Consider the following 24,504-nt stretch of genomic DNA (forward strand, 5'->3'; position numbering starts at 1 on the left):
GGCCCATCAATCAGCCAACCAACCGCTGGCCCAATGTTGCAGGTTGTGTTCGGTCAGTACGTAATCGCGCAATACCGCTTCACGCAATGCATCACCCTGCCGGTAGCTGGCCGCAGGGTCGGCCAGGTGCATGCGAATCGCCTCCAGCCATTCCTCGGCACTGTTGGTAACCACCCGCGTACAGGGCAGATAACCCTGGTACGCCTTGGTGTCGGTGCAAATCACTGGAAAACCGCAGGCACCATACTCCAGCAAACGCAGGTTGCTCTTGCAGTCATTGAACAGGTTGATCTCAAGCGGCGCCAAGGCGAGGTCCAGATCAAGGCTGGCCAGCTTCTGCGGATAGCTCGATAACGCCACGCCCTTGTGGAACTCCTTGATGTGGGGACGCAGCAAATCGGGACACATACCGAAGAACACCCAGTCGACCTCGTCCGCCAACGCCTTCACGACATCGACGATCAGCTCAAGGTCGCCACGGTGACTCGTGCCCCCCGCCCAACCCACACGAGGCCGCACCGAGGTTTGCCGACGACTGCGCAACCCACGCCAAAGCGAGGCGGCGAGCATGTTCGGCACAACGCGGATATCGTCATGCATGCCCACCAGCGCATCGGCCAGAGGCTGGGTGGACACGACCACACGATCACACAGGTCGATCGCCCGAGCGACCAGTTCACGCATGTTGCTCGGCATGTTGCGCGCGTGCGCATTGTTCTTCGGCACATCGAGGATGTAGTCGTCCAGCTCGTATACCCAACGCGCGCTGGAAAAACGCCTGATCCGCTCAAGCTCCTCGATCGACCGGGTGGTGTAACGGTACTGCACCACAACGACATCCGGTTTTTCCCGCTCCAGCTCGATCACACCTGGCGCACCGTAGTTGAGCTTGCCCTGAATCCAGCCCAGGCGCTCCAGCTCGCTGAACGGTTGCGTGACCCGGTAATGCCCCACGGCCGAAGTGTTCAGCGGCAAGGCAAGAACCGATGGCAGAACACGACTGACAAACGGATCCCACCCCGTGCGCATGCCAGGTTCGAGAATGAAGCTGGCGCCCGTCAGGCTCAGGTTGCGGTTGTAGGCCGGGTCCCAGGCAACTCGCGAGAGCCAGCGGGCATAGAAATCGTCCTCATCATGTTCGCGCCATTGGACCGACGCGCTCGACTCTCCCGCTGCAAACCGTATCAGGGAGGCGAACGGTGTCCAGACCACGAGATAACCCTGGTCACGAACACGCAGGCAGAAATCGGCGTCAAACAGGCTCTCCTGCAATAAGGCACAGTCCAGACCGTCGAGTTCTTCGAAGACCGAGCGACGCACCAACAGGCAGTCCAGGCTGACAGCGCTCCAATTCTGTACCAACTGAAGACGGCTCATGTAGCCATTGGTGGTGGCTGCAAAACCGAGAAACGGCGAGCCCACCGCCCCGTGCAACCCGAGAACCAAGCCAGCACCGACGACACAGCCATCGTCATTGACCAGACGCGGCCCCACCACTGCCACCTCAGACCGTTGCGCCTGACGCACCATTTCATCGAGCCATGGGCTGTCGAAGGCCATGCAATTGGCATCGAGCAATAACAGATAGTCACCCCGCGCCAAGGCGCTGGCCTGGTTCAGCCGAGCACCCTTGCTGCACGCATCGCTCCAGACGATACGCAGCTGGGCACTTTCCAACCGCTCCATCGCCGCCAGCCAGTCGCGTATCGGCGCAGGCGCCTGATCGGTGGCGATGATCAATATTTCGTAATTGCCATAAGCCGTGTGCTCGAAAATGGATTCGACACAACGGACCAGCGCCAGCAAATCCTCCCCGGCGTCCACAAGCATGGAAACGCCCGGCAGGGCCTCATGCAGGTACTGCACCCGAGACATCGGGCTTCCATGGACGGGCTGTACCTGCGCCGCGACACCCAACCGTTGCAGGTGCGCCTCCAACACTCGCGGCGCCTGCGCCACGCAGACCGGGTCACGCATCCAGTCTTCGTAGGTGTGGCCGCACTGCACCAGTAGCTCAGCCACATGCTCGACCACATGCAGACCCTTGGCTTCGACCATGCGCCAGAGCACATCATGAGGTGCCAGCAATTCGAACGATTCGACAAACCCGCCCAACTCCCGCAGGGCAGCGCACTTGAAGCCCAGCAAACGCCCCACATAGGGCAGGCTGCGCATCAGGTCGAGGTTGAAGTCCGGCTTGAACACCGGCACGCTGGATTCGCGACCATCATAGGCACCCTCATCGACATAGAGACAGAGACGGTCGGTCTGCACGGCCATGCGCTCAGCCATGACGACCAACGCATGGGGGTGCAGGAGGTCGCCTGGTTGCAGAAGAAAAACCCAGTCGCCACCCTCACCCGCCAACAGACGTTGATTGATCTGCTCGAACCCATGCCCGTGTATCGTCTCGCGCCGAACCTTTAGCCCTGGGACTTCCGCTACCGACGATCCGGCTACCGTAAAGACCCAGACTTCATCAGGGGCATAAGACTGTACTGCCAGGCTTTCCAGGGTGGTACGCAGCGCACGCTCATCCGCCTGCGCAGACAAGATCACCGGAACGATGCGTGGCCGGCCCGCCCAGCGTTCCATACGCTTGGGCAGCATGCGCAATTGCCCGGCTGACAGGCTGCGACACTCCAGCCATTCGGTGTAGACGTCCGCGAAGCTCAGACTTTTGAGACCAACCCGCTGCTGGTAGTTGCTGATCTGGCTGACATAGGCCAATTGCAGTTCAAACTCCTGCCAGACCTTGTCGTCGCCTTGTTGATAGTCCTCGATCGTCACGTAACGCACCCAACCGGCAGCCGGGGCGGGCTCAGCTGCGCGCGCAGCCAACATCTGGGACAACCAGTCGGTCTCATTCTTGAACGCCAATTGCATCGAGGCGTGATGACTGAGCTGGCCAGGATGCACGCGCTCCAGACTCAATACATCCTTGAGGCACGCCAAATGGCCCCGACGCAGCAGGCAGACATACAGAGCCAGATCCAGTCGCGCGGCAAAGCCTTGCCCCTCTTGAACCAAAGCCGCGAGAAACGCTTCGACCTGCTCGCGTCTGAACATTGCATGGCTGATCCCACCAAACAGGTTGGCGACATTACTGGCAATCACCTCAAGCAGGTCACCTGCCCGCATCACCGCGTTACCGGGCGAGACCACGCAGTTGATCGCCCGCGACGGCAACAGGCTTTCGTCGGCGTCGCAGAGCAAGCGCTGGCTGGTCACCATGCTCACGTCAGCACAAGTGGCCATGACCTCGGCCTGGCGCTGGATGCAACCGGCAAGCAATACGTCATCGTCACACAGGAACTTGATAAGCGACCCAGAACATTGTTCAAGGCAGGCTTGCAGGTTTCGGGCAAAGCCAAGGTGACTGGCATTGCGCAGATAACGTACGGGTGAGCGGGCATCCTTGGCCAACTGGTCGGTGATTGCCTTTATCTCCTCGCCCGAACTGTCGTCGCAAATGACGATCTCGAGGCTGGGATAGTCCTGACTGATCGCGCTGGCCAGTGCGCTGCGGAAGAATTCAGCATTGAAAGCCGGGATGGCGATGCTGACGAAAGGTTGTTCGTTCACGATGCAAACCTTGGAGGGGCCGGCAATGCGCCAGGGTTGACTGGCGCACGCGCGCGAAAGCGAGAAGAGAGAATCAGATGTAGTTGACCAACGACAACCCGGCGATCTTCGCGTAGGACTGCATCGACGCCTGCAGCATGTTCTTCTGCATTTCCAGGCGCAGCATCACTTCCGCCGGATCGCTTTCACGGATCGAGCTCTGGGTCTTCTTGTTTTCAGTGCTCAGCGCCTCGTTGGTCTCCGCTTGCACATCGAGCGCCTGGCCACGACCACCAATAGAAGCGATGGAGGACGTAACTTGGTTGGTCGCGCTGGCAATGTTGCCAATCGCCGAATCCAGGGACGCCAGGAAGTTCTGACGCGCCACCGGATCCTTGTCCTGCGGCGTGGACAATGCCTTGCGCAGTTGCCCGATGGTATCGAGCACGTTCTGGGTCTGGTGGGTATCAACCTTCACTGCGAACGAATCACCGGCATTCGGCGTGCCGGAGAGTTCGAAGTCCACCCCGGCAGCTGTCGCGGTGGTGCCGCTCAACGTGCCGTTGGATATTGGTCGGCTATCGGCAGTAACAGGTGCCGCATAAAGCTCGAAATCCGTAGCACTGGTGAACTTGAGCACTGCACCACCACCTGGGAACGCCGCCTTGTACGCGGTGTCATTGCTCACACTGGCACCGGTGATCTGGGCGCCAGAGGTATTGCCCGGGCTACGGGTGCCGGCAATGGAGTCAGCCTTGGAACTCAGGCTGAACGTATGACCGGCCAAGGCAGCATCCGGGTTCGCCTCATCACCTGGCTGGAAGGTGACCTTCAAGCGCAGGTCGACACCACGGAAGCTGATGCTGCTGTTATCACCGTTAGGGTTGAAGGTTCCACCCTGGCTGGCCTCCAGGGTCACATCGGTGCCATTGGCATCGAGAATTTTAAACTGAGTGCTGCTGGTGAACTCGATGCTGTAGGGCTCGCCACTGCGGAAACGGTCGTTGTAGATCGCACTACCGGAAACTTGACCATTGGACAGGCTGATACGTCCATCGTCGATCGCAGGGACTGTCAGGTGGGTCTCGCTACGGCTGGTATTCAGCGCCTGCTCGAACGCGTCGTAGCCGGTCTCGTTGGCCGCCAGGCTAAGCATGTCGCCCACTTGCAGATTCAATTTGCCCTGATCGCCCTGGTAGGTGTAGGTGCCGTCGGCATTACGCACATAGGGCGGGGTGTCCCCCTTGGAACCGGAGAACAGGTACTTGCCGTTCTCGTCCTTGCTGTTCATCAGCGTGAACAACTGGTCTTCCAACGATGCCAGCTCATCGGCGTTGGCCTTGCGGTCGGAGTCCGTGAAGCCACCGTTACCGGAACTCACCGCCAGCTCATTGACCCGCTGCAAAATGGTACCAATGGCATTGAGCGTGCTCTCGGCAGTCCCCAACGCATTGCGCACGTTGACGATGTTGTCGCTGTACTGCTCCAGCATGTTCTGCTGCTGCTCCAACTGCAGCAGGCGCGCAGCGCCCACCGGATCGTCGGCGGCGGTGCGGATGCGCAGGAAGTCGCTGGCCTCCTGGCTCGTCTTGTTGACGTTGGAGAAGGTGCGCTGGTAGTTGGCGCTGCTGGTGTTGTAGAACTGCGAAGTGGAGATGCGCACGGTCTACGGCTCCTTAAAGACTGTTGATCAAGGTGGCGAAGGTTTCCTGGGCCGCCTTGATGATCTGCGACGACGCGGTGTAGTACTGCTGGAACTTGACCAGGTTGCCGACCTCTTCGTCGACCGACACGCCCGACACCGAGTTGCGGCCGTCCAGCGCGGACTGCTGCAGGGCGTTGGTGGCATTGCCGTCCATGGTGGCCTGGGCGGTCTTGCCGCCGACGTTGGACACCAGCTTGGCATAAGCGTCGGTGAAGCTGATGCCCTTGCCGTCGGCGCCAACGCCCACGGTGCCCTTGGTCTGCAGTCCAAGCACCGACTGGGCATTGCGGTTGTCGGCAGAGCCCGCGCCGGTCAGCGACACGGTGAAGTTGTCACCGTTTTTCGGCGCGCCGGAAACGCTCATCTCGAAGGTGAAGGTCTTCTGGGTGGCGCCGTCCATGATCGGGTTGCCGCTGCCATCGACCATCGGCACCGAGAGCTGCAGCTTGTTTTCCTGGCCGGGGATGATGGTACCGCTACCGATGTTGTTGCCCTTGGCGTCGTACATCGTGTAGGCCTGGGGCGAGGTGCTGTCGTCCCCGAACACCAGCTTGACCGGGGTGGAGTACTTCAGGCCCGTCTGCAGGTCTGCACGCTGGGCTGCGTCGTAGATGTCCAGCTCGGAGGTCAGGGTCGGCGGCGTGATCGCGCCGGTGCCCTTGTTGCCGGCACCGTTGGTACCGGTCAGCGGAGCAGCCATGGCCAGGCGGTTGGGGTCGGTGAGCACCGATTCCATGCCCGCGGCCGCATTGCGGGTCGGGGTGATCTTGAAGCTGTCACCGGCGCTCACCGCACCGCCCTTGAGCGACAGGGTGAAGCCGTCGATCACCGGCGCTGGGTCGTCGGTAAGATCGTACGAGCCCATCTCGGTGCCTTCGGGCAGCTTGCGCACGGTGTAGGCGGTGGCGCTGGTGAAGGTCACCTGGTAGTCGCTGGTGCCCAGCTTGCCGGTGTCCTTGATGTTCACATCGAGGTTGCCGGAGCCTGCGCTGTTGCCCAGCTTGGGCACACTGCGCTCGCTCATGGCCTTGGCGCTGTTGATGTCGCCGAACAGAATGGCGCCGAACTCGCCGTTCTTGTCGATGCCTTGGGCCAGTTGGCTGTTGATGGCATCGGCCACCACCAGGGCCACGCGCCCCAGCTCGTTGAGCGCAGGGTCGAGGGTTTCCTTGCGGTAGCGAATCAGGCCGCCGAGCTCACCACCGCTCACGCTGTTGGTGATGTCCATTTTGGTGGTGCCGCGATTGAGCACCAGGTTCATGCGGGTCGGGTCGGTCTGGCTCGGTTCGACACCCAGGGTCTGGGTGGTCTTGCCCAGCACCAGCGCCTGGCCGTTTTTCAAGTAGATATCGTAGTTGCCTTCCCGCTCCACCACGTCGGCACCGACCAACGCGGTCAGCTCGCGCACCGCGCCATCGCGCTGGTCGAGCAGGTCGTTGGGCTGCCCCTGCACCGCAGAGATCCGCGAGATCTGGTCGTTGTACTGGGCGATCGTCGCGGTGAGCTTGTTCACCTGGTCAGCGATCGAGGCCATGTTGGTGTTGATGTTGGTGTTCTGCTGGTTCAACTGCGCCGACAGGGTGTTGAAGCGCTTGGCCAGGGTCTGGGCGCTGGTCAGCAGCAACTGGCGCGAGGCGTCCTCGTTGGGCTTGGCCGAGGCGTCCTGCATGGCACCGAAGAAGCTCTTGAGCGCGGCGGTGATGCCGGTATCGGCGCTCGACAGGGCGGTGTCCAGCGGGGTGATCTGGTTCAGGTAGGAAGCGGCGTCGCTCGACAGCGAAGTGGTGGTGCGCAGCTGGTTTTCCAGGAAGGCGTTGTACACCCGACGCACATCGGCCAGCGTGGTACCACTGCCGATGAAGACCTGGCCATACTGCTGCGAGCCCTTGGTCTTCTGCACGATCTGCTGGCGAGAATAACTGTCGACATCGGCGTTGGCGATGTTGTTACCCAGGGTGTACATCCCCGATTGCGCGGCGCCCAGGCCCGACATGCCAATATTGATCAAACTCGCCATGGTTCCAAACCCTTAAAGTTTCGTTGTGGTACCGAGCATTGCGTAGCTCTCGTACGACTTCATCTGTCTTGCGATCTGCGAGATCTTGCTGGCGTAATTCGGGTCGGTGGCATAACCGGCCTTCTGCAGCTCTCGCACGAACTGTTCCGGGTTATCGGCCGACTTCACCGCATCTTGATAGCGCGCGTTGTTCTGCAACAGGCTGACCAAGTCATGGAAGCTGTCCTGGTAGGAGTCGTAGGAACGGAACGCCGCCGTCTCCTTGACGAACTGCCCGCCACGAAACTCGCTGGTGATCGCCCTCGCCTGCCCACCCTGCCAACTGCCGGTGGCCTTGATGCCGAACAGGTTATGGCTGCTGCTGCCATCGGCATTGCGCATGACCGACTTGCCCCAACCGGTTTCCAGGGCAGCCTGGGCCACCAGGTAACGTGGGTCGATACCGATGCGCTTGGCGGCCTGTTCGGCCATCGGCAGCATGGTGGCGACGAACTCGTCGCTATCATTGAAGGCCTTTTTCGGCGCCAGCGGTGGCTGGGCCACAGCACGGCCGAGAATGCGCGTGCCATCCGGCGCGGCGAAGGCACGGGCAGCACTGGCCACCTGCTGACCTTCACGGGCCGGCACGGCAGCAGTATTGGTAGTGGTCGCCGACGGCACGATGCCGGCCAGCAAACGGTCGGCCAGCTTGCCTGGCAGTGCCAGGCGCCGCGAGTTGAGCGCGGCCACGTCATTGCGGGTGCCGGCCGTCTCACTGATGTGCATCGGCTCTGCCACCTTGCTACCCCACAACGCCGGGGCATGCCCTTCGATACGCGGGAAGGGGCTGGTATTGACCGGTGCGCTCTTGTTCTTGGACAGCTGGCGCACCAGCACGTCCTGCAGGCCGATGCCGCCGCCTTCGCGGGACATGCTCACGGCCAACTGCTGGTCGTACATGTCCCGGTACTGCTTGACCGTCTCGCTGTTCATCGGATTGTCGTCGGCCAGCACGTCGCTGGCTTTGCGCGAGGCCTTGAGCATCTCGCTGATGAACAACGACTCGAACTCCTGGGCCACCTTGCGCACGTTGGCGTCGCTGTCGCGATCGCCATGCTTGAGCGAGCTCAGGCGATTGAGGTCGGTGTAGGCGCCGCTGTCGGCGTGTCCGGAAACCAGGCTCTTGGAATTCATGGGCTGGCGTCCTCAGATCACGATCAGGTCGGCTTGCAAGGCGCCGGCCTGCTTCAGGGCTTCGAGGATTGCCATCAGGTCGCTGGGCGCCGCGCCCACCTGGTTCACCGCACGCACGATCTCGTCCAGGGTGGTGCCAGGGCCAAACTTGAACATCGGCTTGGCTTCCTGCTGGGCATTGACCCGCGAGCGCGGCACCACGGCCGTCTGACCATTGGAGAACGGCCCCGGCTGGCTGACGATCGGATCTTCGGTGATGGTGACGGTCAGGCTGCCGTGGGTCACCGCTGCCGGCGAGACCTTGACGTTCTGGCCGATGACGATGGTGCCGGTACGCGAGTTGATGATGACCTTGGCCACGGCCTGGCCCGGGTCGATCTCCAGGTTCTCGAGGATCGACAGGTAGTCCACGCGCTGGCTCGGGTCCATGGGAGCAGTGACGCGCACCGAACCGCCGTCGACGGCCTGGGCAACACCTGGGCCGAGCATGTCGTTGATCTTGTCGACGATGTGCTTGGCAGTGGTGAAGTCCGGACGGTTCAGGTTCAGCGTGAGGCTGTTGCCTTGGTTGAAACCGCTCGGCACGGCGCGCTCGACGGTGGCACCGCCAGGAATGCGGCCAGCCGACGGAACGTTGACGGTGATCTTGGAGCCGTCGCGGCCTTCGGCATCGAAGCCCCCGACCACCAGGTTGCCCTGGGCAACGGCGTAGACATTGCCGTCGATACCCTTGAGCGGCGTCATCAACAGGCTGCCGCCGCGCAGGCTCTTGGAGTTACCGATCGAGGAGACGGTAATGTCCACCACCTGGCCAGGCTTGGCGAACGCCGGCAGGTCGGCGTGCACCGACACGGCTGCGACGTTCTTGAGCTGCACGTTGCCCGACCCTGGCGGAACCTTGATGCCGAACTGCGACAGCATGTTGTTGAAGGTCTGCAGGGTGAACGGGGTCTGGGTGGTCTGGTCACCCGTACCGTTGAGCCCCACCACCAGGCCATAGCCGATCAATTGGTTGGTGCGCACGCCAGAAATGCTGGCGATGTCCTTCAGGCGCTCGGCATGGGCACCGAACGCACAGGACAGGAGCAGGGTCGCGGCAATCAGCTGCCTTACGTTGAACATGGTCATTGGACTCAGAAGGGCCAAAGCGGGCTCATGAAGAAGCGGTCCAGCCAACCGGGCTGACTGGCATCTGCGAACGAGCCTGTCCCCGAGTAGGTGATGCGCGCATCGGCCACACGCGTGGACGGCACGGTGTTGTCGGTGGCGATGTCATCGGCGCGAATCAGGCCGGCGATGCGCACCAGTTCCTCGCCAGTGTTCAGGGTCAGCCACTTCTCGCCACGCACGGCGACGATGCCATTGGGCAGCACTTCAGCCACGGTGACGGTGATCGAACCGGTCAGGGTATTGCCCTGGGTGGCCTTGCTGTCACCCTTGGTCGCCCGCTCGCCTTTGTAACCAGCCTCCAGGGACAGGTCACCGCCACCGAACGGGTTGTCGGTGTTCGGCGTAGTGCCAAACAGCGAGGTCAGACCGATGTTGGCGTTGCTGTTCTTCTGGATCTGGGAACCCGCGTTCTTGCTCGCCGAGGTGCGCTCGTTGAGGGTGATGGTGATGATGTCACCCACCCGGAACGCCTTGCGGTCGGTGTACAGGTTCTGTTCGAAACCGGCCTGATAGATCGAACCGTTGGCCGCCGACGCCGGCAAAGGGGTACGCGGCAGAACCGGCGCATAGTACGGGTCGTTCGGCTTGGGCGTCGGTGCGACGCAACCGGCCAACAACACCGCGCCCCCCAGGGCGAAGACGGACAACAGACGATTCATGACGCTTACCTCACGTGTAACGGGCTTGGGTCTTACAGCTGCTGGGTGACGAACGACAGCATCTGGTCGGCGGTGGAGATGACCTTGGAGTTCATCTCGTAGGCGCGCTGGGTGGTGATCATGTTCACCAGTTCTTCCACGGTGCTGACGTTGGAGTTCTCCAAGGTCTGCTGCAGGGTGGTGCCGAAGCCGTTCAGGCCCGGGGTGCCGACCTGTGGCGCGCCACTGGCGGCGGTCTCGAGGAACAGGTTGTTGCCGATGGCCTGCAGCCCTGCCGGGTTGATGAAGTCGGCGGTCTGGATGTTGCCAATGATCTGCGCGGCCGGGTTGCCGGCGGTGGTGATCGACACGGTGCCGTCCTGGCCGACGGTGAAGGTCTGGGCATCCGGCGGCACGACGATCGCAGGCTCCAGGGCGAAACCGTTGGCGGTGACGATCTGGCCGTCGGAGTTCAGGTGGAAGGTGCCGTCACGGGTGTACGAAACAGTGCCATCAGGCTGCAGGACCTGGAAGAAACCGCGACCATTGACGGCCATGTCCAGCGGGTTCTCGGTGGTCTGCAGGCTGCCGGTCTGGAAGTTCTTCTGGGTGCCGACGATACGCACACCGGTACCGACCTGCAGGCCCGAAGGCAGTTCGCTGTCCTGGGTCGATTGGGCACCCGGTTGACGCTTGATCTGGTACAGAAGGTCCTGGAACTCGGCGCGATCACGCTTGAAGCCGGTGGTCGAAACGTTCGCCAGGTTGTTGGAGATGACGGTCAGGTTGGTGTCCTGGGCGGACAGGCCGGTCTTAGCGACCCAAAGAGCCGGAAGCATTTAGTGTTCTCCTCGTGCGCCTGTTTTACGGCACCCGTTCAAAAGTGATTAGCCGATTTGCAAAACACGCGCCATGGCTTCATCGCCTTCCTTGGCCGCGGTCATCATCTTGACGTGCAGTTCGAACTGACGGGACAGCGCCAGCACCGAGGTCATTTCCTCGACGGCATTGACGTTGCTCGATTCCAAAAAGCCCGACACCACCCGCACATTGACGTCGGCGTCGGCGGGCTGGCCGCTCTTGGTGTGGATCATGCCGTCCAGGCCCTTGGTCAGGGTCTTGGTGTCCGGATTGACCAGCTTGATGCGGTCGACCTCAGCCATGACCCGCGGATCCTCGCCCATGGCACGAATGCTGATGGTGCCGTCTTCGCCGATCTCCACCTTCTGCTCCGGCGGAATCGCGATTGGGCCTCCGTTGCCCATCACGGGCATGCCATTGCCGGCACGCAGCACACCCAGGGCATCGATGTTGAGGCTGCCGGTGCGCACATAGGCTTCGCTGCCGTCCGGTGCCTGCACGGCGATGAAGCCATCACCGGTGACTGCCACGTCCAGTTCGCGACCGGTCTCGACCATCGCGCCAGCAGTGAAATCCGTGGCCGGGCGTTCGCTCATGGCGAAGGCGCGCGCCGGAAAGCTGTCACCGAACACCGGCATCGAACGCGCCTGCTCCAGGTCGCGCTGAAAACCGTTGGTGGAAACGTTCGCCAGGTTGTTGGCGTGGGCCCGCTGGGCCAGCGCGTTCTGGCTGGCGCCGGTCATGGCCACGTAAAGCATTTTGTCCACAGTCATTCTCCACTGCACTGACGAGCGATTGCCGCCGACGTTGCTGTGCAGGCACTAAAGCAAGTTCCGAACCAACTTTTGAAAAGCATGAAAAAGCCCGTGAATACGGGCTTTGAGGGAAGCCTTTGGAATGGGCGACGCCGGATATCCGGCGCCATCTTGCCGCTGACGGCAATTGGCTACAGCTCGCGGCAACCAGCGTTGTTGTAGGGGCCGGCGAAGCGCTTCCACCCCTCCCCCGGCGACCACTGCGAGCACACCAGGCGGCCATCGGCCTGACTCTCCCAGCGCCACCACGGCGCCGCAGCTGCCTGGGCCTGGAGCAGGCACAGCGCTGCGGCGAGCGTCACGATCCACTTCTTCATGAGCCTTTCCTCGAAAACGACGAACCCCTTTACCAGGAAAGGGGTTCGCGCACACTCGACCGACCAGCGACCATCAGGTCATCTGGATGATGGTCTGCATGATGGTGCTTTCGGTAGAGATGGTCTTGGCGTTGGCCTGGTAGTTGCTCTGCGCCTTGATCAGCTCGACCAGCTCCTGGGTCAGGTTGACGTTGGAAGCTTCCAGCGAGTTGGACTCCACGCTACCCAAGGTACCGGTCTTGGGCGCATCGATGCCTGGAATGCCGGACGAGAAGGTTTCGGTCCAGCGGGTACCACCGATCTGCTGCAGGCCCTGCTCGTTGGCGAAGCTGGCCACAGCCACCTGGCCGATGGCACGGGACTGCTGGTTGCTGAAGCTGGCGAACATCACACCGGTGGAGTCGATGCTCAGGCTCGACAGGATGCCGGTCGCGTAACCGTCCTGGGACTGTGACATGCGCGCGGTTTCGGTGTTGTAGGAGGTGGTGCTGTTCATCGACAGACGCATGCCACCGGCGTTGCCCGCCGCGCCATTGGCCGCCCAGTTACCGGCCGCATTCTTCGCCGCCGGAATCCAGCCAGTCATGGTGAAGGTGTTGTTGCTGACGGTGAACGACGAGCCAGCCGGCAGGCCGGTGTTGTTGGCCGTCATCGCATTGACCGAACCGTCGCTGTTGAAGCTGATGGTACCGCTCAGCGGGGTGGTACTGGCCGGATCGAACGGGTTGCGACCATCGACCAGGGTGTACATGGTCCACTGGTTGGTGCCGGTCTTGCGATAGAACTGCTCCATGGTGTGTTCGTTGCCCTGACTGTCGTACACCTTGGTCGGGAACGACTTGGTGTAGGTGGTTTCGTCAGAGGGGTCGAACGGCTTGTTCGGCACCAGTACCGGCGGCGTGCTGTTGTCGAGCACCTGCAAAGGAATATCGGTAGCCGAGGAGTTGAGGTTGATGCCCTGGTCGATCAGGGACGTGGCCTTCGGCGCCAGCGCGGAAGTGTCGATCTTCAGGTCGCTCAGCACGCCCTTCTGGATCTTGCCGGTGGAGTCGGCGGCGTAGCCCTGCAGGCGCAGACCGTCCGAGGTGACCACGTAGTTGTCCTTGTTGGTCTGGAAGGCACCAGCACGGGTGTAGACCATCGAGCCGTTGTCGGACAGCACGAAGAAGCCCTGCCCCTGGATACCCATGTCCAGCACGTTGCCAGTATTGTTGATGTCACCCTGGCTGAACTGCTGGGAAACCGCCGCCAGACGCACACCATTGCCCACCTGGTTCTTGCCCACACCCAGACGGTTGGCGCCTGCATAGACGTCCGCGAACTCGGCGCGCGACGACTTGAAGCCAACGGTGTTGACGTTGGCGATGTTGTTACCGGTGACATCCAGCTGCTTGTTGGCAGCGTACAGACCACTAAGACCGATGTTGAAAGACATGAATTCGCTCCTTGTGCCGCTCTAGCCGGCCTTAGATACCAATGGTTTGCACACTGGACAGAGAAACTTTCCCGAGCCCTGCAAGGTTGAGCATCATCTCGCCATTGGGGTTGATGCTGACGCTGGTGACCTTGGCCGGCAGCAGGGTGTACATCTGCGTCGACTTGCCATCGACCATGGTGGTCGCCGAGAAGCTGTAGGTGCCCGGGTCGACCTTCTCACCCTTGTCGTTGGTGCCATCCCAGATGAAGTCGGCGTAACCGGCTTTCTGCTGACCCAACTCGATGGTCTTGATGGTGTTGCCGTCCTTATCCTTGATGGTGATCTTCGCCTCGCTGATACCCTGCGGGACGATGAACTGACCATTGAAGCTCTGAGTGGTATCGACCACCGCCTTGTCGTTCTGCACGATCACCGAGCGACCCACCAGCGACGAGGCCTGCAGAGCCTGGGACGAGCCCATGGCACCGGCAATCGAATTGACCGTGCTGTTGAGGGTGGTGATGCCTTCCAGGCTGCTGAACTGCGCCAACTGAGCGACGAACTCGCTGTTGTCCTGCGGGTCGAGCGGGTTCTGGTGCTGCATCTGGGTGACCAGCAACTGCAGGAACGCATCCTTGCCCAGGGCGTTCTTGTCAGTGTTCTCGGTCGTAGGCTTCTTGGTGGTGCCGGTGCTGACACCCGACGCCGACAGGACGTCGTTGAGGTTCACACCGCCGGTGCTGTTGACTGCCATGATCCTGACTCCTTATCACTGACCGAGGGTCAGCACCTTCTGCATCATGGTCTTGGCGGTGTTCATCAGCTCGGCGTTGGTCTGGAACGCGCGGCTGGCGGAGATCATGTCGGCCATCTCCTCCACCACATTGACATTGGGGTAGTAGACGTAGCCGTCCTTGTTCGCCGCCGGATGGTTAGGCTCATAGCGCGCCTCGAGGTTGCTCTGGTCCTCGACGATACCCATCACTTGCACGCCCTGCCCCGCCTCACCCTGGTCCTGGAACAGCGACTGTCCGGCGCCGCTCTGGGCTTGCTGGAACGTGGTGGCGAATACCGGATGACGCGCACGATAGGTCTGGTCGATGCTTGAGGAAACGGTCTCGGCGTTGGCGATGTTGGAGGCGACGGTATTGAGGCGAGTGTTCTGCGCGCTCATGCCGCTACCGGCAATATTGAAGACACTGGCAAGGGACATGGTCACTCTCCACGCAGGGCCGAAACCAGCCCTTTGAATTTGCTGTTGAGCAGGGTGAAGCTGGCCTGGAAGCCGATGGCGTTCTCTGCGTAGTTGGACTGCTCGATCTGGGCGTCCACGGTGTTCTGGTCGATCGACGGCTGCATCGGCGTACGATACTTGAGGGTATCGTCGCCCATGGCCAGGCCTTCGGCCTCGATGTGGCGGGTATTGGTGCGGTCCAGGGCAATGCGCCCCTTCTGTTGCTTGTCGGCTTCAGCGGCAAGCACCGCCGAGAAATCCATGTCACGCGCCTTGTAGTTGGGCGTGTCGGCGTTGGCGATGTTGTTGGCCAGCACCTCGGCGCGCTGGGCGCGGAAGCTCAATGCCTGCTCATGGATGCCGAGCGCCTTGTCGAAGCTGATGCTCATGTCTGGGAAACCTTCGAAGGTTGACCGGAAGAATCGTGAGCAAGCTAGAGCAAGGTTTGTGCCAAGCGAGAAAGCCCCAGCAAAACCGGGCATTAAGGCATTGCTTGCCGGCGGCAATGCCAGAAAAGCGGCAATGGTTTACCGCTTGGCGTCAGCAAAGCGGCAATGGGCACCGGCAAAAAAAACGGGGCCGCGAAGCGGCCCCTTTCTGATTTATTTAGCCTGGTAGATGATCCCCGGACTGCACTGGACCATCTGGTAGTGATCCGGCAACCCGTTGAGCGCCTCGGATGCGCCAAGGAACAGATACCCGCCCGGCTTGAGCGTGCTATGGATGCGCATGAGGATGTCCTTCTTGACCTGGGCCGAGAAATAGATCAGCACGTTACGGCAGAACACGATGTCGAACTTGCCCAGGGCGGCATAGCTGTCGAGCAGGTTGAAGGAGCGGAACTCGACCCGACTACGGATCGGCGCCTTCACCGCCCAGCGGCCCGGCCCCTTGGTATCGAAATAGCGCTGCAGGCGCTCCTGGGACAAGCCACGACCAATGGCCAGGCTGTCGTACTCGCCGGTCTTGCAGTTGGTCAGCATCGACCCGGACAGGTCGGTGGCAACGATCTGCGCCCCCATCTTCAACTGCCCCAGGTTGCTGCGCTCGAACTCGTCGATGGCCATGGAGATCGAGTACGGTTCCTGCCCCGAGGAGCACGCAGCCGACCAGATACGCAGGCGCTGGCCTGGGTTGTTCTTGATGAACTCCGGAATCACCTTGTTCTTGAGCACTTCGAACGGATAGGTGTCGCGGAACCACAGGGTTTCGTTGGTCGTCATCGCGTCGACCACCTGCTCGCGCAACCCGCTGCGCGGCTGGCTCTGGATACGCTGCACCAACTCACCGAGCGACTTGATGCCCTGCTGCTCCATCAGCTTGTTGAGACGGCTGGAGACCAGGTATTGCTTATTCTCGCCCAGCAGGATGCCACAGGCTTTCTCCAGGAAGACCCGGAACTGTTCAAAATCCAAATTACCCGTAGACAATGCTGCCGCCTCTTTCAAATCCCTGGTGCCAGGAGTTGCCCCCTGGCCGTTTCAATGCGTCGCCTTGATCCGGTCGACCACCCGCTGGGCCAGGTCGTCCGGCTTGAACTTGGCCAGGAAGTCGTCGGCGCCGACCTTCTTGACCATGGCCTGGTTGAAGACCCCGGACAACGAAGTATGCAGGAGGATGTGCAGGTTTTGCATGCGTGGATCGCTGCGGATCTCCGCGGTCAGGGTGTAGCCATCCATCTCCGGCATCTCGATGTCGGAGATCATCATCAGGAACTCCTCTTCCGGACGTTTGCCCTCATCCACCAGCTTGTTCAGGTAGTCCAGCGCCTGGCGACCATCGTTGAGCGCCACCACCTCCACACCCACCGACTGCAGGCAGCGACTGACCTGTTTGCGCGCCACCGACGAATCGTCGACGGTGAGCACGCGCAGCATCATTGCCTTGTCCTGGACCTCGGCATCGACCACGCCTTGGGACACTTCCTCCGAAGAGGGCGACACTTCGGCGAGGACCTTCTCCACGTCGATGACCTCCACCATCCGACCATCCACACGCGTGACGGCGGTCAGGTAGTGGTCACGACCGGTTCCCTTGGGTGGCGGATGGATCTCTTCCCAGTTCATGTTGACGATGCGCTCGACCGAGTGCACCAGAAAGCCCTGGGTCTTGGTGTTGTACTCAGTGATGATCACGAAGCTGTTGCGCGTTTCTTCCCGCAGCCCCGGCAAGCCAGTGGCCATCGACAGGTCGAGGATGGGGATGGTCGCACCGCGAATGTTGGCCACCCCACGCACCACCGGGTGGGACTTGGGCAACAAGGTCAACTCCGGGCACTGCAGTACTTCCCGAACCTTGAACACGTTGATGCCGTAGAGCTGCTCGCCATTGAGGCGGAACAGCAACAGCTCCAGGCGATTCTGCCCCACCAGTTGCGTGCGCTGGTTGACCGAATCCATGACTCCAGCCATGCCAGACTCCTCTAGTTTTCGCCCATGTACCGAGTCGGCACGGGCTTTGCTTTTTTGAGCGCCATGTACACGAAAACGACATTTTCCCGACGCCTGAAGCGCCTGATGACCGGCTTGATGATGGCGCTATGCCTGCTGGCACCCGGCATACGCGTGCTGGCCGATGCGGTTACCTTGCCTGAACAACTTATCGGCGTCACCCAGGGGTTTCTTGAATTCACCGTGGAGGATTATCTGGCCACCAGCCAGACCACCGGTCGCTACGAGATCCAGGTCAACCCGCTCGACCCGCGCCTGCGCATGCCACTGTGCAGCCAGCAGTTGGACGCCTCGCTGGAAAGCCCGGCGCAGCCATTGGGAAGGGTCACGGTGCGGGTACGCTGCGCCGGCAGTGCGCCTTGGACCGTGTTCGTTCCGGCCCAGGTAAAGCTGTTTCGCGAAGTGGTGGTCATGGCCCGCCCGCTCAGGCGCGAGAGCGTGATCGGCGAAGGCGATGTCAGCCTGCGCGAACGGGACGTGGGCACGCTCAACCAGGGCTTTCTCACCGACCTGGAACAGGCCGTGGGCATGAAGCTGGTGCGTCCGACCGTGCTCGACCAGGTCCTGACGCCCCAGCATCTGGAACAGGCCGAAGTGGTGCGCAAGGGCGATCATGTGGTGATCACAGCCCGCAGCGGCAGCCTGAGCGTGCGCATGCCGGGCGAAGCCTTGAGCAAAGGTGGGCTGTCCGAGCAGATTCGCGTGCGCAACCTGAACTCCAAGCGAGTGGTCAAGGCACGGGTGACCGGGCCTGGGCAGGTCGAAGTGGCCATGTAAGGTATGCGAGGGCTTCGGCCAGGCGGGACAGGATAAAAACTAGCGACAGGGAACGGGTTTTCCTAAACTGTGTCAGAAAACGGGTCATGCGCGCTTGCCGACAGGCGACGATACATTCGTGCCTAAAGTTTTTTTCGGGTTGGCCGAAAACAGGGCAAGCGTCCAAATTCCCAGAGGTTTCTGATCATGGTCATCGACTTCAGTCGTTTGAATAATTCTCCGTCCGTCACGGGCGGCGTTCGCGGCAACACCGCGACCGGTAACGCCCCGAAAGCCGGCGAAACCAGCGAAGCGCCGCAGCCTGCCAGCGGAGAAGCGGTACACCTCAGCCAAGAGGCCCAGCAGTTGCAGAAGATCAGCGACAAGCTGCGCGATCAGCCGGAAGTCAACAGCGCCCGCGTGGCCCAGTTGAAACAGGCGATCGCCGATGGCAGCTATCAGGTCGATGCCGGCCGGGTCGCCAGCAAACTGCTTGATTTCGAAGCCCAGCGCTAACCCTCCGGGGCGCTGACTTCAAGGACGCAAAAACCAAGAGCCAGCCATGCACGACACCACTTTGCTGCAACTGATCGAAGACGACATCGCGCCCACGCAGGAACTGCTCGAACTGCTTCAGAAAGAAGCCGTCGCCCTGCACGGCCGGGACATGCTGGTGCTGGAGAACATCCTGGCACGCAAGCAGTCCCTGATCGTCCTGCTCGAGCAGCAAGGTATGCGGCGCAACCAACTGCTTGTCGGCCTCGGCTTCTCTGCCGACCGAGCCGGCGTGCAGGCGCTGGCGGCGCAATCCTCCCTGGGCGAGGTCATGCTGCAACAGCTCGATGCACTCACCCAATTGATGGATGCCTGTCAGAAGGTCAACGAGACCAACGGCCGGATCATCCAGCTGCAGCAACACGCCACGGCCAACCAGATCAGAATCCTCATGGGTGGCGATTCTCCGTCGCTCTATGACAGCCGCGGCGCCACCTCGCCCATGGCCAAGGCCCGCGCCATCAGCCAAGTGTGATTATTTCTATCAAGGCACGGAACATACTGGCAAAATGCCGTTACTTGCGTGTGTCGTTTTTGCCTGGAGATTGATTACCCGTGTTCAATGCATCCGATGCTCCCCAGCCGCCCAAGGTGCTCACCACGCCCTTGGAGATCGCAGCCAACCTGCGCCAATTGCTGGATAGCCACGATCCGCTGATCATCACCTTCCCTGAGCGCAGCCAGCGATTCCAAAGCTACGTGGTGCATGTGGACCGTGACGCCAACACCGTGGCGCTGGACGAGATGATTCCGCGCGATGGCGAAAAGTTCATCGAGAATGGCGAACCCTTCCGCATCGAAGGCTTCCATGACGGCGTGCGCATCGCCTGGGAATGCAACACCGCGACCACCATCACCGAAATCGATGGCCATCGCTGCTACCGTGCTCCCCTGCCCACCGAGATGACCTACCACCAGCGCCGCAACGCCTTCCGCGCCGCCCTCAAGCTGTCGCAGCTGGTCGATATCGTGCTCGACGGTGAGCGGCTCAAGGGCAAGGGCGCCCTGCGTGGCAAGTTGCTGGACATCTCCGCCACCGGCTGCAAGCTGCGCTTTGAGGGCAACGTCGAAGAGCGCCTGCAATTGGGTGAGGTGTACGAGCGTTTTGCCGCCAGCAATCCGCTGGGCATGCCCCAAGCCATGGTGGAACTGCGTCACCTGCACTTCGAGGAGCGCCTGAACACCACATTCGCAGGTGTGCGCTTCCACAACCTCAACGGCCAGATGCAGCGCAAGATCGAGAGTTTCGTCTACCAGCTTCAACGTGAGGCCCGCCGCTTCGACAAGGACGATTACTGATCCTGCTCCGAGCGCAAGACGCCACCCACCGGGTGGCGTTTTCATTTGGCGACAGTGATAACCGCTACGAGGCAGAAGCATTTCCAGCTCCCGATGAGGTTCAACACAGAACCTAATACGTCCGGTAACGCACCCACACAAGGTGCGACAAGACACCGGAGGTTCCATGATCACTGCCAGCTTCACCGCCGAACTGCATTGCCAATATGGCCGGATAGGCGTCGCCCACACCCAATTAGAGGACCACTTCGTCACGAGCGCAGATATTGACGGTTGGTTATGCACCCAAGAAAGCAAGCACTTCAAGCCGATGAGGTTCTTATTCACCTTCCAGCGACAAACGCAAACCCGCACTTATTACCGGATCACCTGCGCGGACTCCTGGCAATATCGAGGGGCTGAGCTTCGACAGAACAACAACGGCTGGTTGGGGGTATACGGCACCCATGTGGTGGGACGCATGCTCGATGCACTCAACCCCATCAACCTACTGCCGTCTACCACCTGGAAAATCGACATGCTCGATGCGTGGAACGGTGATCCCAATAGCGCCGCCCACAAAGATTTCTATCTGCGCAACAGCGATGGCTTCAGAGTGGCGCGGTCCACCCTCAACCCCCATCGTGAAGCCGTGCTGAATGGAGGATCATTCCTCAATGCCAGTTCGAGGGAGGGCGATGTACTGGTGTGCCGCCTGAGCAATATCGAACTGCTGGACGTTTGAGCACGCGTTTGAAGCCTGGCCACTGACGATCCCGGCATGATCGTCAGCGACCGCGTAGCCCTTACGTTGCCTTGTCTGTTGCGGACGCCGGCTCCACGCCCTGCTCGACTGTCGATGCTTCTTCTTCGGTGTCTTCCGCCGCCACCGGCGCCTGCATCACCTCCTGCACGGTCTGCTCATCGACCCGCGGGTCCAGCGCTGCCGACAATGGCGAGCCTGCCGCCGGCATGGCCACGTGCCCCAGCGGTGCGTCCTGTACCTGATGCAGGCCAGTGACCGCCTTCGGCCGGATCCGCCATACCAGCACCAGGGCGAAGAACAGGAAGAAGGCATAGAGCATCTGCGGCCCCAGGAGCTTCATCAGCACCCCTGCCGCCAGCGGCCCGATACAAGCGCCCACGCCGTAGGTCACCAGCAACATGGCCGTCAGCGAGACACGTCGCTCGCTTTCGACATGGTCGTTGGAGAACGCCACTGCCAGGGGATACAGGCAGAACTGCAGCAACGAAATCAAAAAGCCGATGGCAAACAGCAGCTCTAGCGGCACGCTGGGCAGCAACGCCAGCGGCAAGGCAGCCAGTGCCAGCCCGATCGAGACGCTGCGGATCAATACTGCACGGTCGTAGCGGTCCGACAGCCAGCCCAACGGCCACTGCACCACCAACCCCGCGAAAATGCAGCTACCCATGAACAGACCGATCTGCTCGGTGGTGAGCCCCTGGTTGGCCGCATACAGCGGCGCAAGACCATAGAACGAACCGACGATCAGGCCCGAGCCCAGTACGGTGGACAACGACTGCGGCACCCGCTTGAGGAAGAACTTGGGCTCCATCGGTGCCGGTCGCAGCGGCGCTGGGTGGATACGCCGGGTCATCGCCACCGGCACCAGGCACAGGGCAAAGCACATGGCGACCAGCATCAGCAGTTCAGGGCCGAGTTCCGGGTGCACCACCAGGATCAATTGGCCGAGCACCAGGCCCAGGTAGGAGGCGATCATATAGCCGCTGAACACTGCCCCGCGGTGCTTCACATCGGCCTGCTCGTTGAGCCAGCTCTCGATGACCATGTACTGGCACATCATCCCCAGGCCCACGATCATCCGCAGCCCCACCCATACCGGAAGCCAGCTGGTCATGCCGTGACCGAGCACCGCCGCACAGACGATACCCGCGCACGTGGCATAGGCCCGGATGTGTCCGACCCTGCCGATCAGCCGGTGACCGACCTTGCCGCCCACGGCCAGGCCAAAATAGTTGGCGGCCATCAAGGCGCCGACCCATAGGCTGTCCACATGGTCGGCGGCCAGGCGCAAGGCCAGGTAAGTACTGAGCAGGCCCGAGCCGATCAGCATCATCAAGGCAGCGAAATACAGCGACTGAAACGGCTTCCAGATGTTTCGCATACGTCCCGTCGGGCTCCCTGGTTAGGTGGCGTTGGCTTGCAGGCAAGCATAAAAGCAAATTTGCCACAGCGCAGGCCCCTATCGGCGAAATAGATGAACAGGGGCGCGTCCAGTGTCGGTTGTGTCGCGATCAGGCCTGTGCGGCCAGCACCCGTCGCTCCCAGGGCGTGATTTCATCAAGAAAGTCTGTCAGCTCCAAGGTCTTGGTTGCGAAATAGCCATCGATGAATTCGTTCCCGAACATCTCCCGCGCCAAGGCGCTGCGCGAGAGGCGCTCCAACGCGCCATGCAGGGTACAAGGCAGCCTCAGGTGGTCTGGAACCTCGAATTCACCCTGGATCGCAGCGGTAGGCTGCAGACGCTGCTCAATGCCGTGCAGGCCAGCGGCCAGGCTCGCGGCGATGGCCAGGTAGGGGTTGGCGTCGGCGCCCGGCAAGCGGTTCTCGACCCGCCGCGCCACTGGCGAGCTGGCCGGGATACGCAAGCCGGCTGCGCGGTTGTCATGGGACCAGCAGGCATTGTTGGGCGAGGCGTACGGATGGCAAAGCCGCTGGTAGGAGTTGACGTTCGGCGCGAACAGCGCGGTGAAGTCCGCCATACAGGCCTGCAAACCGCCGATGAAGTGGTGGAAGGTCTCGGTCGGCTGCCCGGCCTCGTCGCTGAACACGTTGCGGCCACTGTCGATGTGCACCAGGCTCTGGTGGATATGCATCGAGCTGCCCGGCGTTCTGGCCAGCGGCTTGGCCATACACACCACGGTCAGGCCATGTTTGAGCGCCACTTCCTTGAGCAGGTGTTTGAACAGGAACGTCTGATCGGCCAGCAGCAGCGGGTCGCCGTGCAGCAAGTTGATCTCGAACTGGCTGACGCCCATCTCATGCATGAAGGTGTCACGAGGCAACCCGAGGGCAGCCATGCACTGATACACCTCATTGAAGAACGGCCGCAAGCCATTGTTGGAACTGACGCTGAATGCCGAGTGGCCAAGCTCGCGACGGCCATCCTTGCCCACCGGCGGCAAGAACGACTGATGTGGATCGGTGTTCGGCGCGAAGACGAAGAACTCCAGCTCCGTCGCCACCACTGGTGCAAGACCAAGCGCGGCGTAGCGCGCGATCACGGCCTTGAGCTGACCCCGGGTGGACAGCCCGGACGGCACGCCGTTGAGCTCGACCGCATCACAGATGGCCAGCGCCCTCGGCTCGTCGCTCCAGGGCAGGTGATGGATCTGGACAGGCTCGGCCACCAGGGCCAGATCGCCGTCATCGCTGCCATAGAAACGGGCCGGCGGATAGCCGCCCATGATGCATTGCAGCAATACACCCCGAGCCATCTGCAAGCGGCGCCCCTCCAGGAAGCCTTCGGCGGTCATCACCTTGCCGCGGGGTACACCATTGAGGTCCGGGGTGACACATTCGATCTCGTCGATACCGGTCAGACGTTCGCAGAGGGAACGCGGGGCTTCGGTCGTCATGACGCTGTCCTTCTTGTTGTTTTTGCGTGCCGAGAATGGCGAAAGACACAACATAGGCGTCCGCTGTTGAAAATATCAAGCGGGTTTGATGCCAGTGTGGAAATTTATTAACACCCTAAATGCGTCGCTGTATTCACCATCGTATTCGCGGGTGACCCCGCTCCCAGAATGGCGCGGCCTTCACCTGCAGCGCTGTGCCTGTAGGAGCGGGTTTACCCGCGAATGCGTCCATGGATTCGCCGCCACTCTGCGGGGTGAACCGCCCCGGTAAGCCCCACGCTGAAGCTATTCGCGCAAGGTCATGCCATTGGCCGGCAACGGCAGCGCGGTCTTGTAGCGCACTTGCTTGAGGGCAAAACTCGAACGGATATTGGCCACCCCCGGCAGGCGCGTCAGATAATCGAGAAAGCGCTCCAGCGCCTGGATGCTGGGCAACAGCACGCGCAGCAGGTAGTCCGGGTCACCCGTCATCAGGTAGCACTCCATCACCTCCGGCCGCTCGGCGATTTCCTCTTCGAAGCGGTGCAGCGCTTGCTCCACCTGCTTCTCCAGGCTCACGTGGATGAACACATTGACGTCCAGCCCCAGCACCTCGGGCGCGAGCAAGGTCACTTGCTGACGGATCACCCCCAGCTCCTCCATGGCCTTGACCCGGTTGAAACAGGGCGTGGGCGACAGGTTCACCGAACGGGCCAGCTCGGCGTTGGTGATGCGGGCATTTTCCTGGAGGCTGTTGAGAATGCCGATATCGGTGCGATCGAGTTTGCGCATGAGACAAATTCACCGGATTTTTGTGTTTATGCGGAATGTTTATCTTCCCCCTCAGGCAAAGGCAATCAACTTGAGAGAAAAATTCTTCAGCCGTCCCCCTATGATGTAGTTAGCGCTGACCTACCAGTCACAAGCCGGTACTCAGCGGCGACCGCTTCAAAG

General features: G+C 61.4%; 23 protein-coding genes. 5 read left to right on the top strand and 18 right to left on the bottom strand.

Features of this window, described 5'->3' with window-relative positions; all coding sequences use genetic code 11:
- Positions 1-6: 6 nt before the first annotated feature.
- From IEC33019_RS16490 to IEC33019_RS16560, 15 genes are all read right to left on the bottom strand, one after another.
- Positions 7-3,585 carry a glycosyltransferase gene (locus tag IEC33019_RS16490; protein ID WP_070092458.1) on the bottom strand — a complete coding sequence of 1,193 codons (3,579 nt, stop codon included), beginning with the start codon at positions 3,583-3,585 and terminating at the stop codon, positions 7-9.
- Between the two features lie 73 nt (positions 3,586-3,658).
- Entirely contained in the window at positions 3,659-5,227 is a 1,569-nt protein-coding gene (locus IEC33019_RS16495) for a flagellar hook-associated protein 3 (RefSeq protein WP_099593754.1), read from the bottom strand.
- A gap of 13 nt (positions 5,228-5,240) precedes the next feature.
- Positions 5,241-7,286 (bottom strand): flagellar hook-associated protein FlgK, encoded by a 2,046-nt coding sequence (gene flgK, locus IEC33019_RS16500; RefSeq protein WP_070092460.1) that lies wholly within the window; start codon positions 7,284-7,286, stop codon positions 5,241-5,243.
- A 12-nt stretch (positions 7,287-7,298) separates the two neighbouring features.
- Positions 7,299-8,459, bottom strand: coding sequence for a flagellar assembly peptidoglycan hydrolase FlgJ (gene flgJ / locus IEC33019_RS16505; protein WP_070092461.1), 1,161 nt, complete (start codon positions 8,457-8,459; stop codon positions 7,299-7,301).
- 12 nt (positions 8,460-8,471) lie between these two features.
- The gene (locus tag IEC33019_RS16510) at positions 8,472-9,581 is read right to left on the bottom strand and encodes a flagellar basal body P-ring protein FlgI (protein WP_070092509.1); all 1,110 of its coding nucleotides are present in this window, start codon (positions 9,579-9,581) and stop codon (positions 8,472-8,474) included.
- 11 nt (positions 9,582-9,592) lie between these two features.
- Positions 9,593-10,288 carry a flagellar basal body L-ring protein FlgH gene (gene flgH, locus IEC33019_RS16515; protein ID WP_070092462.1) on the bottom strand — a complete coding sequence of 232 codons (696 nt, stop codon included), beginning with the start codon at positions 10,286-10,288 and terminating at the stop codon, positions 9,593-9,595.
- A 32-nt stretch (positions 10,289-10,320) separates the two neighbouring features.
- Positions 10,321-11,106, bottom strand: coding sequence for a flagellar basal-body rod protein FlgG (gene flgG / locus IEC33019_RS16520; RefSeq protein WP_043210912.1), 786 nt, complete (start codon positions 11,104-11,106; stop codon positions 10,321-10,323).
- A 48-nt stretch (positions 11,107-11,154) separates the two neighbouring features.
- Entirely contained in the window at positions 11,155-11,895 is a 741-nt protein-coding gene (flgF, locus tag IEC33019_RS16525) for a flagellar basal-body rod protein FlgF (RefSeq protein ID WP_070092463.1), read from the bottom strand.
- Positions 11,896-12,074: 179 nt separating this feature from the next.
- A complete protein-coding gene (locus IEC33019_RS16530) occupies positions 12,075-12,260 on the bottom strand; it encodes a hypothetical protein (RefSeq protein ID WP_099593756.1) in 186 nt (61 codons plus the stop codon).
- Between the two features lie 73 nt (positions 12,261-12,333).
- Positions 12,334-13,695, bottom strand: a complete 1,362-nt coding sequence (flgE, locus tag IEC33019_RS16535) for a flagellar hook protein FlgE (RefSeq protein WP_070092465.1) — start codon at positions 13,693-13,695, stop codon at positions 12,334-12,336.
- A 31-nt stretch (positions 13,696-13,726) separates the two neighbouring features.
- The gene (gene flgD, locus IEC33019_RS16540) at positions 13,727-14,431 is read right to left on the bottom strand and encodes a flagellar hook assembly protein FlgD (RefSeq protein WP_070092466.1); all 705 of its coding nucleotides are present in this window, start codon (positions 14,429-14,431) and stop codon (positions 13,727-13,729) included.
- Positions 14,432-14,446: 15 nt separating this feature from the next.
- Entirely contained in the window at positions 14,447-14,890 is a 444-nt protein-coding gene (flgC, locus tag IEC33019_RS16545; protein WP_070092467.1) for a flagellar basal body rod protein FlgC, read from the bottom strand.
- Positions 14,891-14,892: 2 nt separating this feature from the next.
- Positions 14,893-15,300, bottom strand: coding sequence for a flagellar basal body rod protein FlgB (flgB, locus tag IEC33019_RS16550; protein WP_070092468.1), 408 nt, complete (start codon positions 15,298-15,300; stop codon positions 14,893-14,895).
- A 213-nt stretch (positions 15,301-15,513) separates the two neighbouring features.
- Positions 15,514-16,341 (bottom strand): protein-glutamate O-methyltransferase CheR, encoded by an 828-nt coding sequence (gene cheR, locus IEC33019_RS16555; RefSeq protein ID WP_043210928.1) that lies wholly within the window; start codon positions 16,339-16,341, stop codon positions 15,514-15,516.
- Positions 16,342-16,392: 51 nt separating this feature from the next.
- Complete coding sequence (locus tag IEC33019_RS16560; RefSeq protein ID WP_070092469.1) at positions 16,393-17,322, bottom strand: chemotaxis protein CheV; 930 nt, start codon at positions 17,320-17,322, stop codon at positions 16,393-16,395.
- 63 nt (positions 17,323-17,385) lie between these two features.
- Between IEC33019_RS16560 and flgA the strand changes: the two genes are divergently transcribed.
- The 5 genes from flgA (at position 17,386) to IEC33019_RS16585 (ending at position 20,695) form a co-directional block, all read left to right on the top strand.
- Positions 17,386-18,138, top strand: a complete 753-nt coding sequence (gene flgA, locus IEC33019_RS16565) for a flagellar basal body P-ring formation chaperone FlgA (protein WP_070092470.1) — start codon at positions 17,386-17,388, stop codon at positions 18,136-18,138.
- 186 nt (positions 18,139-18,324) lie between these two features.
- Entirely contained in the window at positions 18,325-18,633 is a 309-nt protein-coding gene (gene flgM, locus IEC33019_RS16570) for a flagellar biosynthesis anti-sigma factor FlgM (RefSeq protein ID WP_070092471.1), read from the top strand.
- A gap of 46 nt (positions 18,634-18,679) precedes the next feature.
- Positions 18,680-19,147, top strand: a complete 468-nt coding sequence (locus tag IEC33019_RS16575) for a flagella synthesis protein FlgN (protein WP_070092472.1) — start codon at positions 18,680-18,682, stop codon at positions 19,145-19,147.
- A gap of 80 nt (positions 19,148-19,227) precedes the next feature.
- Complete coding sequence (locus IEC33019_RS16580) at positions 19,228-19,971, top strand: flagellar brake protein (protein ID WP_070092473.1); 744 nt, start codon at positions 19,228-19,230, stop codon at positions 19,969-19,971.
- 166 nt (positions 19,972-20,137) lie between these two features.
- On the top strand, positions 20,138-20,695 hold the full coding sequence (locus IEC33019_RS16585; protein ID WP_070092474.1) for a hypothetical protein: 558 nt from the start codon (positions 20,138-20,140) through the stop codon (positions 20,693-20,695).
- A gap of 61 nt (positions 20,696-20,756) precedes the next feature.
- Here IEC33019_RS16585 and IEC33019_RS16590 read toward each other — a convergent pair whose 3' ends face one another.
- From IEC33019_RS16590 to bkdR, 3 genes are all read right to left on the bottom strand, one after another.
- Positions 20,757-22,097, bottom strand: a complete 1,341-nt coding sequence (locus tag IEC33019_RS16590) for an MFS transporter (protein ID WP_070092475.1) — start codon at positions 22,095-22,097, stop codon at positions 20,757-20,759.
- Positions 22,098-22,227: 130 nt separating this feature from the next.
- Complete coding sequence (locus IEC33019_RS16595; protein WP_170831773.1) at positions 22,228-23,469, bottom strand: glutamine synthetase family protein; 1,242 nt, start codon at positions 23,467-23,469, stop codon at positions 22,228-22,230.
- Positions 23,470-23,856: 387 nt separating this feature from the next.
- The gene (gene bkdR / locus IEC33019_RS16600) at positions 23,857-24,342 is read right to left on the bottom strand and encodes a Bkd operon transcriptional regulator BkdR (RefSeq protein WP_043210945.1); all 486 of its coding nucleotides are present in this window, start codon (positions 24,340-24,342) and stop codon (positions 23,857-23,859) included.
- Between the last annotated feature and the right edge of the window lie 162 nt (positions 24,343-24,504).

The organism is Pseudomonas putida, from assembly GCF_002741075.1.
GTDB lineage: Bacteria > Pseudomonadota > Gammaproteobacteria > Pseudomonadales > Pseudomonadaceae > Aquipseudomonas > Aquipseudomonas putida_T.